Raw genomic sequence first — 15,645 nt, 5'->3', positions numbered from 1 at the left:
CATCGTCGGCCTGGCTGACGACAAAAGAGGAATTGCTGAAATGTATTATGGATTTGACATTGGCGGCAGCAAGATAGCGCTGGGCGTATTTAATCAGGAGCGGCGACTGCAGTGGGAAAAACGCGTCGCCACGCCGAAAAGTAGTTATGAGGATTTTCTCCAGGCGGTAGAGGCGCTGGTGCGCGAGGCCGATGATCGCTTCGACCAGCAGGGTTCGGTCGGGATCGGTATTCCGGGAATGCCGGAAACGGCGGACGGCACGCTGTATGCCGCTAACGTGCCAGCCGCCAGCGGCCGGCCGCTGCGCGCTGACCTCAGCGCGCGGCTGGGGCGCGAGGTGCGTCTCGATAATGACGCCAACTGTTTCGCGCTGTCGGAAGCGTGGGACGATGAGTTTACGCAATACCCGCTGGTGATGGGATTGATCCTCGGCACCGGCGTGGGCGGCGGCCTGGTGTTGAACGGTAAATCGATTACCGGACATAGCTATATCACCGGCGAGTTCGGTCATATTCGCCTGCCGGTGGATGCCCTGGAGGTGGTTGGGCGCGATTTTCCGTTGCTGCGCTGCGGCTGCGGCCAGCTGGGCTGTATTGAAAATTATCTCTCCGGTCGCGGTTTCGCCTGGCTGTACGAACATTTTTATCAGCAACCGCTCTCCTCGCCGGAGATTGTGACGCAGTGGCAGCAGCACGATCCGCGCGCGCAGGCGCACGTTGAGCGCTATCTCGATCTGCTGGCGGTGTGTCTGGGGAATATACTGACCATTGTCGACCCGGATTTGCTGGTGCTCGGCGGTGGATTATCTAACTTTACGGCCATTAGCGAAGGGCTGGCGCAACGATTGCCGCGCCATCTTCTGCCGGTCGCCAGGGTTCCGCGCATTGAGCGCGCGCGCCACGGCGATGCCGGGGGAATGCGCGGTGCGGCCTTCCTTCACCTGACCCATTAATCACAGAGGTAGCTATGCAGTCGCGCCGTTTACATCGATTGAGCCGTTTTCGTCGCAATAAACGTCGGTTGCGTGACCGTCTGCGTCAGCGGATTTTCTTTAGGGAGGACAGGATGAAGCCTGAAGCGATGGCAAAACCGAGAGTGGTGGTGTTAACCGGCGCGGGCATCTCGGCAGAGTCGGGGATCAAAACCTTCCGCGCGGCCGATGGCCTGTGGGAAGAGCATCGGGTGGAAGATGTGGCGACGCCGGAAGGCTTCGCCCGCGATCCGGCGCTGGTGCAGGCGTTCTACAACGCCCGTCGTCGTCAGCTGCAGAGTCCGGAAATCGCGCCGAACGCGGCGCATCTCGCGCTGGCGCGTCTGGAGGATCTGCTGGGCGACCATTTTCTGCTGGTCACCCAGAATATTGATAATCTGCACGAGCGCGCCGGCAACCGCCGGGTGATCCATATGCACGGCGAGCTGCTAAAGGTGCGCTGTTCGTGGAGCGGCCAGGTGCTGGAGTGGACCGGCGACGTCACCGCCGAGGACAAGTGCCACTGCTGCCAGTTCCCGGCGGCGCTGCGTCCGCACGTGGTCTGGTTTGGCGAAATGCCGCTGGGGATGGATGAGATCTACAGCGCGCTGGCCGACGCAGATATTTTTATCGCCATCGGCACCTCCGGCCATGTCTATCCGGCGGCTGGCTTTGTGCACGAGGCGCGACTGCACGGCGCCCATACCGTTGAACTGAACCTGGAGCCCAGCCAGGTGGGCAGCGAGTTTGCCGAGAAGCACTACGGGCTGGCAAGCGAAGTGGTGCCTGCCTTTATCGATAAGCTGCTGCAGGAAAACGCGCTGTAAACTGAAGCAGCCTGCCGGTAGCCAGGGCGCAGCCCACGGCCGCCGGCAGCGCTGCTGACAAGGATGTCACGTCATGACAGGAGTCAGACCATGCATAATCCGCTGGTTATCGAAGCGATCATGTTGATCGCGGCCATTATCGTTGGCGTCTGGAGCCAGCGCGCTTTACCGCTACACGCCGATAGCCGACCGATCCTCTTCCTGCTATGTCTGTTCCTCGGCACTGGCAGCGCGTTGTGCCTGCTGCTGGATATCTTAGCCCTGCTGTTGACCGCTGAGTTCGCGACGGGCGGTGTGCGAATATACGGCCCGTTGCTGCTGCTGGTGGTGCTGTGGAAACCTCTCAACTGGGTTGTCGGCATCATTGAAGATTTTGTGCAGCGGCGAGCCGAAAAAGAGAAGGGTAAAGGCCAGCGCGACGGCGGTCAACGCTGATCCGCCGCCTGCGCCGTGGCTTATTTATAGCGCCTTTTGCATATTAATGACCGAACGGGCGTTCGAGGCGCTGGTAGCCAGCACATCGATAACCCCGGTGCGTAATGCCCCCAGGATCGCCGTCGCTTTCGTACTTTCGGAGGCGATAGCGATGACGCAGGGAATGGCCCGCAGCTGTTCGAGACTTAAGCCAATGACCCGGTCATTCATCACCGTATCGACGGGTTTGCCCTGAATATTGAAAAAGCTGTACCCCGCCAGATCGCCCACCACCCCCTGTTCCTGACGCGCGGTGGCAATTTCCTGCGGCGTAAACCAGCCGAGCTGCACCATAAAGCTGTTTTCATTCATATCGCCGAGGCCGATGATCGCCACGTCAGCTTTGCTGGCCTGTTCGAGCGTGGCCTTAATCAGGCGGTTTTGCATAAAGGCCGCGCGCAGCTCCGGGGTTTCCACATAGGCCGGGGCGTAAAGCGTTTCGCTGAAGCCGTTAAATTTGCGCGCCAGATTCCGGCTGATGTGGTCGGCGTCAATCAGCTGATTGTCACGCTTGGTTCCGCCGATGCCGCAGATAAAGCGGCAGTGGCGCTCAGGAAACACGCCAACGTGATTCGCCACCGCGGCCACATTGCGCCCCTGACCAACGGTGACGGTCATATCGTTTTTTAACACCCCGGCAAGGTAGTTACTGACCAGGGCCGCCACCTGCTGGCGCTGTTCATCTTCATCATGGTGATCCAGGGCAATTAGCGCGCGCTTAATGCCAAAGTGCGAAATAAACTGCTGCTCAATCTGGGAGCTGAAGACCGGATGGTATTTGACGCTGATCTCAACAATCCCTTCCTGGCGCGCTTTTTTCAGCAGGCGCCCGACTTTGATACGCGAAATGCCGAATCGTTTGGCGATCTCTTCCTGCGTTTGTTCCTGATCGTAATAAGCCACCGCAATTTCAGTGAGCAGGGCGTAATCTGAGTCTTGTTCAATCATGGCCTGGAATTTCCATCTCTGGTGTCCCTTTTATATTACTGCGCCTGCAAAATAAATTCCTGTGTAACGCGTTGAACAATGTCGCAATAGCCTTGCGCGTCCCAGGCCGCGCGGCCGATAAACAAGCCATTGATCTCCTGCTGGCGCAGCAATTCCACCGCGTTTTGCAGCGTTACGCTGCCGCCATAGAGCAGCGGGATACGGGTTCCCGTCTCGTGACCAAACCGCTCGCAAAGCGCCTGACGTAGCGCCTGATGAATGACGCCCGCCTCCTGCGGTGAGGCGGGCGTACCATGTTCGCCAATGGCCCACACCGGTTCATACGCAATCAGGGTCCGCAGCGCCTGCTGGTGGCTCAGGCCATACAGGGCGATCTTCATCTGCCGCACCACGCTTTCACGCGACACCTGCCAGCGTTTCTCCTCGGCGCTATCGCCAATACAGATCAGCGGGCGCAGGCCATGACCTAAGGCGCTATGCACTTTTCGATTAATCGCGGCATCGCTTTCATTAAAGGCGGCACGTCGTTCTGAATGTCCCAGCTCAACAAGCGTGGCGCCGGTTTCTGCCAACATGGCCGCCGAGATTTCCCCGGTCCAGGCGCCCTGATCCGCTTCATGCATATTCTGCGCGCCGGTCAGAAGCGGTAACTGATGCGTTTGCAGAAAATGGCTGACGGGTTGGATCGCGGTGAAGGGGGGAATGACGAAGGGCTGAATAGCAGGGTGACAGCCCTCCGGCATCCGCGCTGCCAGCGTTTCGCACCAGGCCATGGCCTGCGACAGCGGCTTGTTCATTTTCCAGCTGGTTCCTAACCATATCGGGGTCATCATTGCTTCTCCTCTTAATAAAATCAAATAGTTGCCAGAAACGGGGCCGTATCCTGTATTGAGGTTGAACTTTTTATCACTGTATGAACATATGTTAGATCACATTTTTCGATGAAAAAAATCTATGAATTTTTTTATGTGATCTTCATCACTCATGGCGGCTCATTCATCAGGTAATGTTTTGAGCATATGATTTGGCATTGAACATATGAACAATCAACTGAAAAAATGAGAGGCGCATGATGTCAGCAGAGAAAAAACCCGTTGTGGCGATTACCATTGGCGATCCGGCAGGGATCGGCCCGGAGATCACCGTGGCCACCATGATGGACAAAAGCGTGTATGACGAGTGCAAACCGTTCCTGATCGGCTCGGTACCGATTATCAGCCGGGCGATGAAAATCATGGGCTGCGATTTTGCTATCCATAAAATTGCCCATCCGCAGGAGGCCCGTTTTAGCTGGGGGACGTTGGATGTTCTGGAAACTGGCGACTACGATTGCGACAGTATCGAATGGGGCAAGGTGCAGAAACTGGCGGGGCAAATGTCGCTGGACTATGTGATGAAGTCGATCGAGCTGGGTAAAGCGGGGCTGATCGACGTGGTCTCTACTGCACCAATTCATAAGGAAGCCATCAAGCTGGCAGGATGTAAGCTCCCGGGCCATACCGAAATCTATCAGGTGGAAACCCAATCTGATTACGGTCTGACCATGTTCCACGTCCACAACCTGCGCGTCTTCTTCGTGAGCCGTCATATGGCGCTAAAAGCAGCCTGTGACTATGCCAACAAAGCGCGAGTGCTGGCCTGCGTTCAGCAGATCCACCATGAATTTACCGCCCTGAACATCAAAAATCCGCGCATTGCCGTGGCCGCCCTGAACCCGCATGGTTCCGACAATGGTCTGTTTGGTCACGAAGAGGCTGACAATCTGATCCCGGCGGTGAAAGCGGCCCAGGAGATGGGGATCAACGCTATCGGGCCGGTTCCGGCCGATTCCGTGTTCCATCTCGGCAAACAGGGGCGCTACGACGCCATTCTCTCGCTGTATCACGATCAGGGGCATATTGCCTGCAAAACCCTCGACTTTGAACGTTCGATCACCATTACCTTCGGCCTGCCGTTTATGCGCAGCTCCGTCGACCATGGGACGGCGTTTGATATCGCCGGTACCGGTAAGGCGGGTACCGTCAGTATGCTGGAGTCGACGCTGGTGGCGGCCCGTTACTGGAAAATGAAGCATCAATAATCGCTGAGGTTCATGCGAATCACGAGGACAGAGAAATGGAAAAACATCTGTTGATTAGCAAGGGCTGTAAGGGCTGGGGCGGGCCGCTGACTATCACGCCAGGTCAGGGGAAAAAGATTGCGTACATCACCGGGGGGATCCGTCCCCCGGTCGTCGACCGCCTGAGCGAACTGACCGGCTGGCCTTCCATTGATGTATTCAAGAATGGCGAACCGCCGGCGGAAGAGATTGGTTTAATGGTCATCGACTGCGGCGGCACGTTGCGCTGCGGACTCTATCCGAAGCGGGGAATTCCCACCATTAACCTGCATCCCACCGGTAAAAGCGGCCCGCTGGCGGAATTTATACACGAAGGGATCTACGTCTCCGGCGTGACGCCAGCCTGCATTGAGATGGTCTGGCCGCAAGGGGAAGGCGGAAAGCTTGGGATCGTGGCTGACGATCTGACCGGGGCAACTACCGTCGGGGTGCTGCTGGCGCGCAGTGGTTTAAAAACCGCCGCGTTTTTCGATACCGAATCCTTCGCCCGCAATGAGGTAGAGTATCCGGCGATGGTGGTCAGCAGCGACAGCCGCCCATTGCCGAAAGCGGAGGCCCAGCACAAAGTGAGCGCTGCGGTGAAACAGCTGCAGGCTCGCGGCGCGCATTACTTCACCAAGCGGATTGATACCACGCTGCGCGGCGGCATCGGATTTGAAATCGACGCCATGCTGGAACAACTGCCGCAGGAGACGGTGGCGGTTGTGGTGCCGGCGATGCCGCAGTCACGGCGTATTCTCGTCGGCGGTTACTCGGTGATTGATTCGGTAGCCCTGTCGCGGACCGATGTGGCTCGCGATGTACGTACCCCGGTCACCGAGTCGTGGGTGCCGGGACTGTTGGCGGCGCAGACCCATCATCAGGTCGGGCATATCGCGCTGACATCGGTGATGAAAGGCGAAGGGCAAATCCAGCAGGATTTACAGGAACAACAACAGCGCGGCGTGCGGGTGATAGTGGTCGATGCGATAACCGTCGACGATGTCGATGCCATCGCCGGGGCGGTAGTGGCCCTGAACTGGAACGTGCTGGCCGTCGATCCGGGGCCCTTTACCGAACGGCTGGCGGTTCGTCGCGGCCTGATGCGCGAAGCGCGGAGCAGCGCGCCCGCGAGCCTGACAGCGGACGGCCAGCGCGGCTCGATTTTGATCGTTGCCGGCAGCGCAACGCCAGTAACCAAAAAACAGCTCCAGTATTTGATCGCTAATGATGCCCGGGTCTGCCATATCCCGGTGGATGCCGAGCTGTTGGTTGACCGGAAAAACGCCGCTGAGATTGAAGTCAATCGCGTGGTGCAGCATGCCCGACAGTGCGTTCCGGCGCAGCACAACGCGCTCTTTGTTTTTGAGTCCGCCTTGACCGGGCGGTTGCTAAACCTTCAGGAAGAGGAGCAGCGATTTGGTCTGGCCCACGGTGAGGCTGCGCAAAATATTAACCACGGATTGGGCAGTATTGTGCGCGAGGTGCTTAACTGTGCGTCGGGTGAAATTAAAGGATTGTATATGACCGGTGGTGACACCATGGTCAATGTACTAAAAGAGCTGGGCGCCACCGGAATAGAAATGATTGACTATGTCATCCCGCAAACCGATATGGTGCGGATCATTGGCGGCGATTATGCCGGCTTAATTTGCGTCGGGAAAGGAGGGCTAACCGGACCGGAAGATATTATTAGCATCATTGTTGACCGAATTTATCAGGAAGCACAGCAATAACCCAGTAATCTAATAACTAATAAACGACGTAATGGTCGTCAGGGTAGTATTGCGTCGTTATCTCTGTTAAATCTTAATTTAAGAGTTACCCTATGAATATTAATATACTTGAAAAAATGAATAAGGTGCCCGGTGGGTTAATTATTATTCCACTGCTGGTGGCTATATTAATTAATACTTTCGCGCCCCAGGTGCTCAGCATTGGCGGCCCGACCACCGCCTTATTTAAAGTCGGTTCCAGCGCCATGATGGGCATATTTTTGCTCATTTGCGGAACCTCGATCAATATCCGTCAGGCCGGGTTGCCGCTCTATAAAGGCGCCGTGCTGCTGTTTCTCAAATGTCTGGCCGGGGCACTGGCGGTATGGGTTGCGGGAACGTTGTTTGGCCCGAGCGGTTTTCTCGGAATATCGACCCTGGCGCTGATTGCCTGCCTGACCAGCTCGAACAGCTCCCTCTATATCGCATTGTGCAGCAACTATGGCGATGCCAGTGATGCCGGGGCGATCTCCGTATTCTGCATCAAGGATGGTCCGTTTGTTACCATGATGGTGCTGGGCGTCAGCGGCCTGGCCAATATTCCCTTCGCCGCGCTGCTGTCGATGCTGATCCCACTGCTGATTGGCATGCTGTGGGGCAATCTGGACGAACGCTTTAAACAGTTATGCGCTGCGGCGCAGCCGCTGGTGATCATTATTATGTCGTTCGCCATCGGCGCCAACTCCAGTATCAATACGGTGTTCACCGCCGGGCTGTCCGGGATCCTGTTGGGGATTATCTCCGCGCTAACCGGGATTGTGTTCTACTTTATCTACAACCTGTTTTTGAAGAAGAAAAGCGCGCTGGGCGCCGCGCTGGGAACCACCGCCGCCAGCTCGGCGCTGACGCCGGCGATGGTTGCCCAGGCGGATCCTTCGCTGGCGATGTACGTGGATGCCGCCACCGCGCAGCTGGCGACGGCGAGCATTATCACCATGATCACCGCGCCGATACTGGTCGCCTGGTTTGATAAACGGCTGAAAAAGCGTGCGCCAGCCGCTGAACCGCTGAAAGAGGTGAAAAGTGAAGAGAGCGTGACATTATCTTCCCCTGCCGCCAAAGGACACAAATAGTATGAGCGTGCCGTTGTATTCATTACGGATTACCGCCGTCGGGGAATATGTTGAGTACTCTCTGCGGGAGCTGCGGCTTATTTTATTCTCCGATGCCGTTCCCGACGATATTGCGAGTTATTGCGCTGTACACCAGGCCAGCGAACTGACCGCCGAGTTATCGCCTGGTCAGCAAATGAAATTAAATGATAAAAATTATCGGGTGACCGCGGTAGGCCGTGTGGCAACGGCAAATTTACGACAGCTTGGCCATATCACGCTAAATTTTGATGGCGCAGATATCGCTGAATTACCCGGGACGGTACACCTTTACGGCGAACCACCACAAATTATTCAGCCTGGCGACCAAATTTCGTTTTACCCGAATTGTCATTAAGACGTACTGTTAAATTAAGGAAATAACCATGAAAACAATCGCTATTGGTGCGGATGATGCCGCCTATGCTTTTCGCGATTCCATCGTCGCTTATTTGAATGGGTTGGGAATTAACGTCGCGGATTACAGCAGCGATAAACGCCAGGGGAGTACCGTTTATCCGGATGTTGCCCATGCGGTGGCGATGTCGATTAAACAGGGCGAACACGAGCGTGGGATCCTGATCTGCGGTACCGGCATTGGGATGAGTATTGTGGCCAATAAAGTCCCCGGGGTCCGCGCCGCACAGTGTCACGATACCTTCTCCGCCGAGCGAGCGCGTAAAAGTAACAACGCGCAGATTATTACCCTCGGCGCGCGGGTGATTGGCGCTGAGCTGGGCAAAAAAATTATTCAGGCGTGGCTTGAGTCCGAATATGAAGGCGGCGGATCCGCGCCCAAAGTGGAACGTATTGATTATTACGAACACCAGCATGCCAGAGATTAATCTCCGCAGTCGTAAGATAAGGAACAGATGATGAGCCAGTTAGACGAACTGAAAAAATACACCACGGTTGTTGCTGATACCGGCGATATTGAATCGATTAAAAAGTTTGCACCCCAGGATGCGACCACCAACCCCTCGCTGGTGCTGAAGGCCGCGCAGCTGCCGCAGTATCAGCCGCTGATTGCCGATGCGATTGGCAAGGCACGCCGCCAGGGAGGCAGCGCAGAAACGCAATTGATTAACGCCTGCGATCAGGTGGCAGTGGATATCGGCAGCGAGGTGCTGCGCCATGTGCCCGGGCGTATCTCCACCGAAGTGGATGCTCGCTTTGCCTGGGATCGCGGGATGTGCGTCGCGAAGGCGCGCAAGCTCATCCAGTTATATGAAAAAAATGGCATTGGTCCCGAGCGGATTTTAATTAAGCTCGCCGCCACCTGGGAGGGCATTCGCGCTGCCGAAGAGTTGGAGCAGAGCGGTATAAACTGCAACCTGACGCTGCTGTTCTCTTTCGCTCAGGCCCGGGCGTGCGCCGAAGCGGGCGTCTTTCTCATCTCGCCCTTTGTGGGCCGCATCTACGACTGGTATCAGAAGCACCAGCCGCAGTCAGCCTATCAGGTGGACAGCGATCCGGGCGTGGTCTCTGTGCGCCAGATTTATCAGTATTACAAATCTCATGGCTATGACACGGTGGTAATGGGTGCCAGCTTCCGTCGAATTGAGCAGATCCAGGCGCTGGCGGGCTGCGATCGCCTGACCATCTCTCCGGCACTGCTGGACGAGCTGGCGGCCAGCGAAGGAGTGCTGACCCGCCAGTTGACTCCCGGCTGCGTGACGGAAACCCGTCCCAGCCCGATGACGCAGGCGGAGTTCCTCTGGCAGCATCATCAGGATCCCATGGCAGTGGAAAAACTAGCGGAAGGGATCCGACTGTTTGCTGTCGATCAGGTGAAACTGGAACAACAGATTCAGCAGATGTTGTAATCCGCGGGGATAAAGACTGATGAAAACGACAAATACCACTCGCCGCCAATGCGCCAACGCGCTGCGCGCCCTGAGCATGGACGCTGTACAGAAAGCCAAATCCGGCCACCCGGGGGCCCCGATGGGTATGGCTGACATTGCCGAAGTGCTGTGGCGTGATTTCCTGAACCATAACCCGAACAATCCGGCCTGGGCTGACCGTGACCGTTTTGTGTTGTCAAATGGCCATGGTTCGATGCTGATTTACAGCCTGCTGCACCTCACTGGCTACGATCTGCCGATATCCGAGCTGAAAAACTTCCGCCAGCTGCACTCCAAAACCCCGGGTCACCCGGAAGTCGGCTACACCGCAGGCGTGGAAACCACCACCGGTCCGCTGGGCCAGGGTATCGCTAACGCGGTCGGGATGGCTATCGCCGAGAAAACCCTGGCGGCGCAGTTCAACCGTCCGGGACACGATATCGTCGACCACTACACCTACGCCTTCATGGGCGACGGCTGCATGATGGAAGGCATTTCTCACGAAGTGTGCTCCCTGGCCGGTACCCTGAAACTGGGTAAACTGGTGGCGTTCTATGATGACAACGGCATCTCCATCGACGGCCACGTTGAAGGCTGGTTCACCGACGACACCGCCAAACGCTTTGAAGCCTACGGCTGGCACGTGGTGCGCGGCGTGGACGGTCACGACGCTGACGCCATCAAACGCGCGGTAGAAGAAGCGCGGGCGGTCACCGACAAACCGTCCCTGCTGATGTGCAAAACCATCATCGGTTTCGGTTCGCCGAACAAAGCCGGTACCCACGACTCCCACGGCGCGCCGCTGGGCGACGCCGAAATCGCCCTGACCCGCGAAGCGCTGGGCTGGAAACACGCGCCGTTTGACATCCCGTCTGACATCTATGCCCAGTGGGATGCCAAAGAAGCCGGCCAGGCGAAAGAAGCCGCATGGAACGAGAAGTTTGCGGCTTACGCCAAAGCCTTCCCGCAGGAAGCAGCCGAATTCACCCGCCGTATGAAAGGCGAAATGCCGTCTGACTTCGACGCGAAAGCTAACGAGTTCATCGCGAAGCTGCAGGCCAACCCGGCGAAAATCGCCAGCCGTAAAGCCTCGCAGAACGCCATCGAAGCCTTCGGCCCGCTGCTGCCGGAATTCCTCGGCGGCTCCGCAGATCTCGCGCCGTCCAACCTGACCCTGTGGTCCGGTTCTAAGCCGATCAACGAAGACGCTGCCGGGAACTACATCCACTACGGCGTGCGCGAGTTCGGTATGACCGCTATCGCCAACGGTATCGCGCTGCACGGCGGCTTCCTGCCGTACACCTCCACCTTCCTGATGTTCGTGGAATACGCGCGTAACGCGGTACGTATGGCCGCGCTGATGAAACAGCGTCAGGTGATGGTCTACACCCACGACTCGATCGGTCTGGGCGAAGACGGCCCGACTCACCAGCCGGTAGAGCAGGTGGCTTCCCTGCGCGTGACCCCGAACATGTCCACCTGGCGTCCGTGTGACCAGGTGGAATCCGCGATTGCGTGGAAATATGGCGTGGAGCGTCAGGACGGCCCGACCGCGCTGATCCTCTCCCGTCAGAACCTGGCGCAGCAGGAGCGTACCGCAGAGCAGCTGGCGAACGTGGCCCGCGGCGGTTATGTGCTGAAAGATTGCGCCGGCCAGCCGGAGCTGATCTTCATCGCCACCGGTTCAGAAGTGGAACTGGCGGTTGCCGCATGGGACAAACTGACTGCCGAAGGCGTGAAGGCGCGCGTGGTTTCCATGCCGTCCACCGACGCGTTCGACAAGCAGGATGCGGCTTATCGCGAATCCGTACTGCCGAAAGCCGTGACCGCGCGCGTTGCCGTGGAAGCGGGTATCGCTGACTACTGGTTCAAATACGTTGGCCTGAACGGCGCTATCGTTGGCATGACCACCTTCGGTGAGTCTGCGCCGGCTGAGCAGCTGTTCGAGGAGTACGGCTTCACCGTCGATAACGTGGTTGCTAAAGCGAAAGCACTGCTGTAAATCCCCACCGCTATCGCCCGGCCCGAAGTCGGGCGATACGCTCTCTGAGTAATGATCTTCCGGTCATGAGTTTGTCTTTTCCTTTCTGAACCATTTCCCACTCTATTTTGTGCGTGACCGCTGATTTCTGTACGTTTTTTTGTGCAGACCGGCAAATGTAGACCAGATTCAATAGGCGCCCGCACGATCGCGCCGCGCCCCTCGATTCCGCCGGACGTCTGTAAAGGAGACCCCGCCATGCCGTCACCGATGATTTATCAGGATCTCACCACTGCCGCGCTGCTCGGCCATGCGGCGCAGTATCACAGCGAGACCGAGATTGTCTCGGTGAGTACTGGCGGTGAGAAGGAGCGCAGCTGCTGGGGGGAGGTGGCCAGCCGTGCTCAGCGGCTGGCATCGGCGCTGGCGTCGCTGGGGCTGCCGCCGGGCGCCCGCTGCGCCACGCTGGCATGGAACAACCGCCGCCATCTGGAGATCTATTTTGCCGTCGCCTCCGGCGGCTGGGTGACGCACACCGTCAATCCGCGGCTGTCGGTTGACCATCTGCGGTATATCCTCAACGACGCTGCCGATGAAGTGCTGTTTTTTGACCAGACCTTTTTGCCGCTGGTAGCGCAGCTGCTGCCGCAGCTGCCGACGGTGAAACACGTCGTGCTGATGGAGTCCCGCAGCGAAGCGGGGCTCAGCCAGCTGCCCTCATTGCTGTTTTATGACGATCTGTTGCAGCAGGGGATGGCAGACTATCGCTGGCCGCAGCTCAATGAACTGACTCCGGCTTCGCTCTGTTACACCTCGGGAACCACCGGCCGGCCGAAAGGGGTATTGAACACCCATCGTTCGCTGGTCCTGCACGCCCTGAGCGGCAACCAGCCGGACGCCGCCGGCATATCGGCGAAGGACAGCCTGTTGCCGGTGGTGCCGATGTTCCATGTCAACGCGTGGGGGACGCCGTTTATCGCCGCCATGGTCGGCGCGCGGCTGGTGCTGCCGGGGCCGCACCTCGATGGCGACAGCCTGCTGCAGCTGCTGGCCGCCGAGAAGGTGACGGTGGGGTTTGGCGTACCGGTGATCTGGGCCGGCTTGCTGGCGGCGATGCGCCGGACAGAGGTCCGGCTGCCTGAATTTAAACGTGCGCTGGTCGGCGGCTCCGCGCTGCCGCCGTCGATGGCCGAGGCCTTTCAGCGTGATTACGGCATTGCGCTGACCCACGCCTGGGGAATGACCGAAACATCGCCCATCGGCACCATCAACACACCGTTGAGCAAACATGACGCGCTCCCGGCACAGGAGCAGCAAAAGCAGCGCGCCGGTCAGGGGCGGCCCATTTTCGGCATCGAACTGCAGGTGGTGGACGTGGATGGCGAACCGTTGCCCCGGGATGGTCAAAGCCAGGGGTATCTGCAGGTCAGAGGGCACTGGGTGGTAGAGCAATACTATGGTCAGGACGCGAGCGCCCTGACCGCGGCAGGCTGGTTTGATACCGGTGATATCGGTACGCTCGACGCCAATGGTTATCTGGTGATCAGCGATCGGGCAAAGGATATTATCAAGTCCGGTGGCGAGTGGATCTCCACCGTTGAGCTGGAGAATATCGCCATCGCGCATCCGGGGGTGCGCAGCGCGGCGGCCATCGCCGCCCGCCATCCGCGCTGGGACGAGCGGCCGGTGCTGCTGTGCGTCCGTGCGGAAGGGGGCGAAGTGGAGGAGACCGATCTGCTGAGCTGGTTTGAGAAGCGGGTGCCTAAATGGCAGATCCCGGACCGGGTGATATTTGTCGATGCGCTGCCGGTCAGCGCCACGGGTAAGGTGCTCAAAAATCAGCTGCGCCAGGCCTACGGAGAGATTTTAATGAGTGAGGGAAAATGAGCCATGCGCGACCCGGTCTGACGACCTGTTCTCAGTATGATGCGGCCCTGCACGCCTTGTCGGCGGCGCGCCAGCGCTGGACGGAAACCTCAGTGAACCGTCGTCTGGCGCTCCTGCGCCAGATCAAGGATGCCCTGGCCGGCATTGCCCCGGCGTGGGTGGCCGCGGCAGCGGCGGCCAAAGGGCTGCCGGCGGGCGATCCGCTGGCGGGGGAAGAGTGGCTGGCGGGCCCCTGCGCGCTAATGGTCGGCTGCAACGGGCTTATCGCCACCCTGGAGCAACTGGAGGAGAAGACCTTTCTGCGGCGGATCCCGCTGCGGACGCTGGCGGACGGCCGCCTGGCGCTGCGGGTGGTGCCCGGCACGCTCTGGGATCGGCTGCTTCTGTCTGGTGTTCGCGCTGAGATATGGATGCAGCCAGGCGTCAACCGGGCGCATCTCGACCGCTATGCGGCGCGGGCATACGACATCCCGCCTGCCGCGCGGCAGGGCAAGCTGGCGCTGGTGCTTGGCGCCGGCAATGTGGCCTCGATTGCGCCACTGGATGTGCTACACAAGCTGTTTATTGAGAATCAGGTCTGCCTGCTGAAGCTCAATCCGGTGAATGATTATCTGCACGATCTGCTGGCCCAGGCCCTGGCGCCGCTGATTGCCATGGATGCGCTCCGCATCGTCACCGGCGACGCCCGGGCGGGAGCGTGGCTGACTACCCATCCCGCTGTCGATGAGATCCATATCACTGGCTCCCGCGAGACCCATGACGTCATCGTCTGGGGCGAGGGTGAGACGGCTCGCCAGCGTCGGGCCGCCGGGACGCCGCTGAACCCGCGTCGGGTGACCTCGGAGCTGGGCGGCGTCAGCCCCACCATTATCGTACCCGGGCCGTGGAGCGAGGCGGACATCGCTTTTCAGGCGCAGCAGCTGGCGACGCAGAAGATGAACAACGGCGGGTTTAACTGCGTGGCCAGCCAGGTGCTGATCCTGCAGCAAGGCTGGGAGCCTGCGACGGCCTTGCTGAATCAGCTGTACCGACTGATCGCCGCGAATACCCGCCCGGACTACTACCCCGGCGCTGAAAACCGGCTGACCGACTTTCGCCTGCGCGCCCGTCAGCCGCTGGAGATAGCCCGCGGTGACGCGCTGCCGTTGATTGTGGCGAATACCGACGATGATCCCGGGTTCTGCCAGCAGGAGGTCTTTGGCCCGGGGCTGTCGGTCACCCGTCTTGAGGCCGATAGTGCGGAAAGCTTTCTGCGCCAGGCGATCGGCTATGCGAATCAGCGGCTGCAGGGCACGCTGGGGGCCAATATTGTGATCCACCCGCGCACCCGCAAAGCGATTGGACGTAAGCGTTTTAATGCGCTGATCGCCGAGCTGCGCTACGGCACGGTGGCGATCAACTGCTGGAGCGGGGTGGCCTTCCTGTTAGCCCCTTGCCCGTGGGGAGCGTTTCCCGGCCACACGCTCGACGATATTCAGAGCGGGCGGGGCAAGGTGCATAACAGCTTTATGCTGGAGAAAACGGAGCGCACGGTGATTGAGGCGCCGTTTCGGCCGTTTCCGCGTAGTCTTTGGCATGGCGAACTGACGCTGATGCCCCTGCCGCCCTGGTTCATCACCCACCGGGGGCAGGAAGCGGTGGCGCAGCGGCTGGTGGATTTTTACCATCGGCCGCGCTGGCGCAAATTGCCGGCGCTCCTCTGGCGCGCGCTGCGGGGCTAAGGTGAGAGCAAAAAAAAGGGCGGAAC

14 protein-coding genes are annotated in these 15,645 nt (G+C 58.9%); 12 read left to right on the top strand and 2 right to left on the bottom strand.

Annotated features, from left to right (window positions below; all coding sequences use genetic code 11):
* Positions 1-40: 40 nt before the first annotated feature.
* The 3 genes from nagK (at position 41) to ACR809_RS15690 (ending at position 2,232) form a co-directional block, all read left to right on the top strand.
* A complete protein-coding gene (nagK, locus tag ACR809_RS15700) occupies positions 41-952 on the top strand; it encodes an N-acetylglucosamine kinase (RefSeq protein WP_004176564.1) in 912 nt (303 codons plus the stop codon).
* 14 nt (positions 953-966) lie between these two features.
* Complete coding sequence (gene cobB / locus ACR809_RS15695; RefSeq protein WP_004176563.1) at positions 967-1,797, top strand: Sir2 family NAD+-dependent deacetylase; 831 nt, start codon at positions 967-969, stop codon at positions 1,795-1,797.
* Positions 1,798-1,887: 90 nt separating this feature from the next.
* A complete protein-coding gene (locus ACR809_RS15690; RefSeq protein WP_114690437.1) occupies positions 1,888-2,232 on the top strand; it encodes a hypothetical protein in 345 nt (114 codons plus the stop codon).
* 24 nt (positions 2,233-2,256) lie between these two features.
* Here ACR809_RS15690 and ACR809_RS15685 read toward each other — a convergent pair whose 3' ends face one another.
* Positions 2,257-3,219 (bottom strand): sugar-binding transcriptional regulator, encoded by a 963-nt coding sequence (locus tag ACR809_RS15685; protein ID WP_004140612.1) that lies wholly within the window; start codon positions 3,217-3,219, stop codon positions 2,257-2,259.
* A 35-nt stretch (positions 3,220-3,254) separates the two neighbouring features.
* Positions 3,255-4,049: a triose-phosphate isomerase gene (locus ACR809_RS15680; protein ID WP_004211823.1), complete on the bottom strand. Its 795-nt coding sequence runs from the start codon at positions 4,047-4,049 to the stop codon at positions 3,255-3,257.
* Between the two features lie 242 nt (positions 4,050-4,291).
* Here ACR809_RS15680 and pdxA point away from each other — a divergent pair, with 242 nt between their 5' ends.
* From pdxA to ACR809_RS15635, 9 genes are all read left to right on the top strand, one after another.
* Complete coding sequence (pdxA, locus tag ACR809_RS15675; protein WP_004179336.1) at positions 4,292-5,299, top strand: 4-hydroxythreonine-4-phosphate dehydrogenase PdxA; 1,008 nt, start codon at positions 4,292-4,294, stop codon at positions 5,297-5,299.
* Between the two features lie 35 nt (positions 5,300-5,334).
* Positions 5,335-7,053: a four-carbon acid sugar kinase family protein gene (locus ACR809_RS15670; protein ID WP_004183649.1), complete on the top strand. Its 1,719-nt coding sequence runs from the start codon at positions 5,335-5,337 to the stop codon at positions 7,051-7,053.
* A gap of 92 nt (positions 7,054-7,145) precedes the next feature.
* Positions 7,146-8,165: a 2-keto-3-deoxygluconate permease gene (locus tag ACR809_RS15665; RefSeq protein WP_004140602.1), complete on the top strand. Its 1,020-nt coding sequence runs from the start codon at positions 7,146-7,148 to the stop codon at positions 8,163-8,165.
* Between the two features lies 1 nt (position 8,166).
* Positions 8,167-8,541: a PTS glucitol/sorbitol transporter subunit IIA gene (locus ACR809_RS15660; RefSeq protein WP_004140600.1), complete on the top strand. Its 375-nt coding sequence runs from the start codon at positions 8,167-8,169 to the stop codon at positions 8,539-8,541.
* Between the two features lie 28 nt (positions 8,542-8,569).
* On the top strand, positions 8,570-9,028 hold the full coding sequence (rpiB, locus tag ACR809_RS15655) for a ribose 5-phosphate isomerase B (RefSeq protein WP_004179338.1): 459 nt from the start codon (positions 8,570-8,572) through the stop codon (positions 9,026-9,028).
* A gap of 30 nt (positions 9,029-9,058) precedes the next feature.
* Positions 9,059-10,009 (top strand): transaldolase, encoded by a 951-nt coding sequence (gene tal, locus ACR809_RS15650; RefSeq protein WP_004147958.1) that lies wholly within the window; start codon positions 9,059-9,061, stop codon positions 10,007-10,009.
* Positions 10,010-10,028: 19 nt separating this feature from the next.
* On the top strand, positions 10,029-12,032 hold the full coding sequence (gene tkt / locus ACR809_RS15645; RefSeq protein WP_032408796.1) for a transketolase: 2,004 nt from the start codon (positions 10,029-10,031) through the stop codon (positions 12,030-12,032).
* Between the two features lie 237 nt (positions 12,033-12,269).
* Positions 12,270-13,898 carry a long-chain fatty acid--CoA ligase gene (locus tag ACR809_RS15640; protein ID WP_122051415.1) on the top strand — a complete coding sequence of 543 codons (1,629 nt, stop codon included), beginning with the start codon at positions 12,270-12,272 and terminating at the stop codon, positions 13,896-13,898.
* Positions 13,895-15,619, top strand: a complete 1,725-nt coding sequence (locus ACR809_RS15635; RefSeq protein WP_122051414.1) for an aldehyde dehydrogenase family protein — start codon at positions 13,895-13,897, stop codon at positions 15,617-15,619. The genes ACR809_RS15640 and ACR809_RS15635 overlap by 4 nt, the downstream gene beginning before the upstream one ends.
* The last annotated feature ends 26 nt before the right edge of the window (positions 15,620-15,645 follow it).

The sequence above is a fragment of the Klebsiella sp. CD33 genome, assembly GCF_051992865.1.
Classification (GTDB): Bacteria; Pseudomonadota; Gammaproteobacteria; order Enterobacterales; family Enterobacteriaceae; genus Klebsiella; species Klebsiella pneumoniae.
Note: the sequence above shows the minus strand (reverse complement) of the source record. Positions and strands in the feature narration are given on the sequence as shown.

Bases quoted from the DNA above. Each gene is read 5' to 3' on its own strand.
- ACR809_RS15640 (WP_122051415.1), top strand. From the start codon at position 12,270: ATGCCGTCACCGATGATTTATCAGGATCTCACCACTGCCGCGCTGCTC.
- tkt (WP_032408796.1), top strand. From the start codon at position 10,029: ATGAAAACGACAAATACCACTCGCCGCCAATGCGCCAACGCGCTGCGC.
- ACR809_RS15690 (WP_114690437.1), top strand. From the start codon at position 1,888: ATGCATAATCCGCTGGTTATCGAAGCGATCATGTTGATCGCGGCCATT.
- cobB (WP_004176563.1), top strand. From the start codon at position 967: ATGCAGTCGCGCCGTTTACATCGATTGAGCCGTTTTCGTCGCAATAAA.
- ACR809_RS15680 (WP_004211823.1), bottom strand. From the start codon at position 4,049: ATGACCCCGATATGGTTAGGAACCAGCTGGAAAATGAACAAGCCGCTG.
- pdxA (WP_004179336.1), top strand. From the start codon at position 4,292: ATGTCAGCAGAGAAAAAACCCGTTGTGGCGATTACCATTGGCGATCCG.
- ACR809_RS15660 (WP_004140600.1), top strand. From the start codon at position 8,167: ATGAGCGTGCCGTTGTATTCATTACGGATTACCGCCGTCGGGGAATAT.
- rpiB (WP_004179338.1), top strand. From the start codon at position 8,570: ATGAAAACAATCGCTATTGGTGCGGATGATGCCGCCTATGCTTTTCGC.
- ACR809_RS15665 (WP_004140602.1), top strand. From the start codon at position 7,146: ATGAATATTAATATACTTGAAAAAATGAATAAGGTGCCCGGTGGGTTA.
- ACR809_RS15670 (WP_004183649.1), top strand. From the start codon at position 5,335: ATGGAAAAACATCTGTTGATTAGCAAGGGCTGTAAGGGCTGGGGCGGG.
- nagK (WP_004176564.1), top strand. From the start codon at position 41: ATGTATTATGGATTTGACATTGGCGGCAGCAAGATAGCGCTGGGCGTA.
- ACR809_RS15685 (WP_004140612.1), bottom strand. From the start codon at position 3,219: ATGATTGAACAAGACTCAGATTACGCCCTGCTCACTGAAATTGCGGTG.
- ACR809_RS15635 (WP_122051414.1), top strand. From the start codon at position 13,895: ATGAGCCATGCGCGACCCGGTCTGACGACCTGTTCTCAGTATGATGCG.
- tal (WP_004147958.1), top strand. From the start codon at position 9,059: ATGAGCCAGTTAGACGAACTGAAAAAATACACCACGGTTGTTGCTGAT.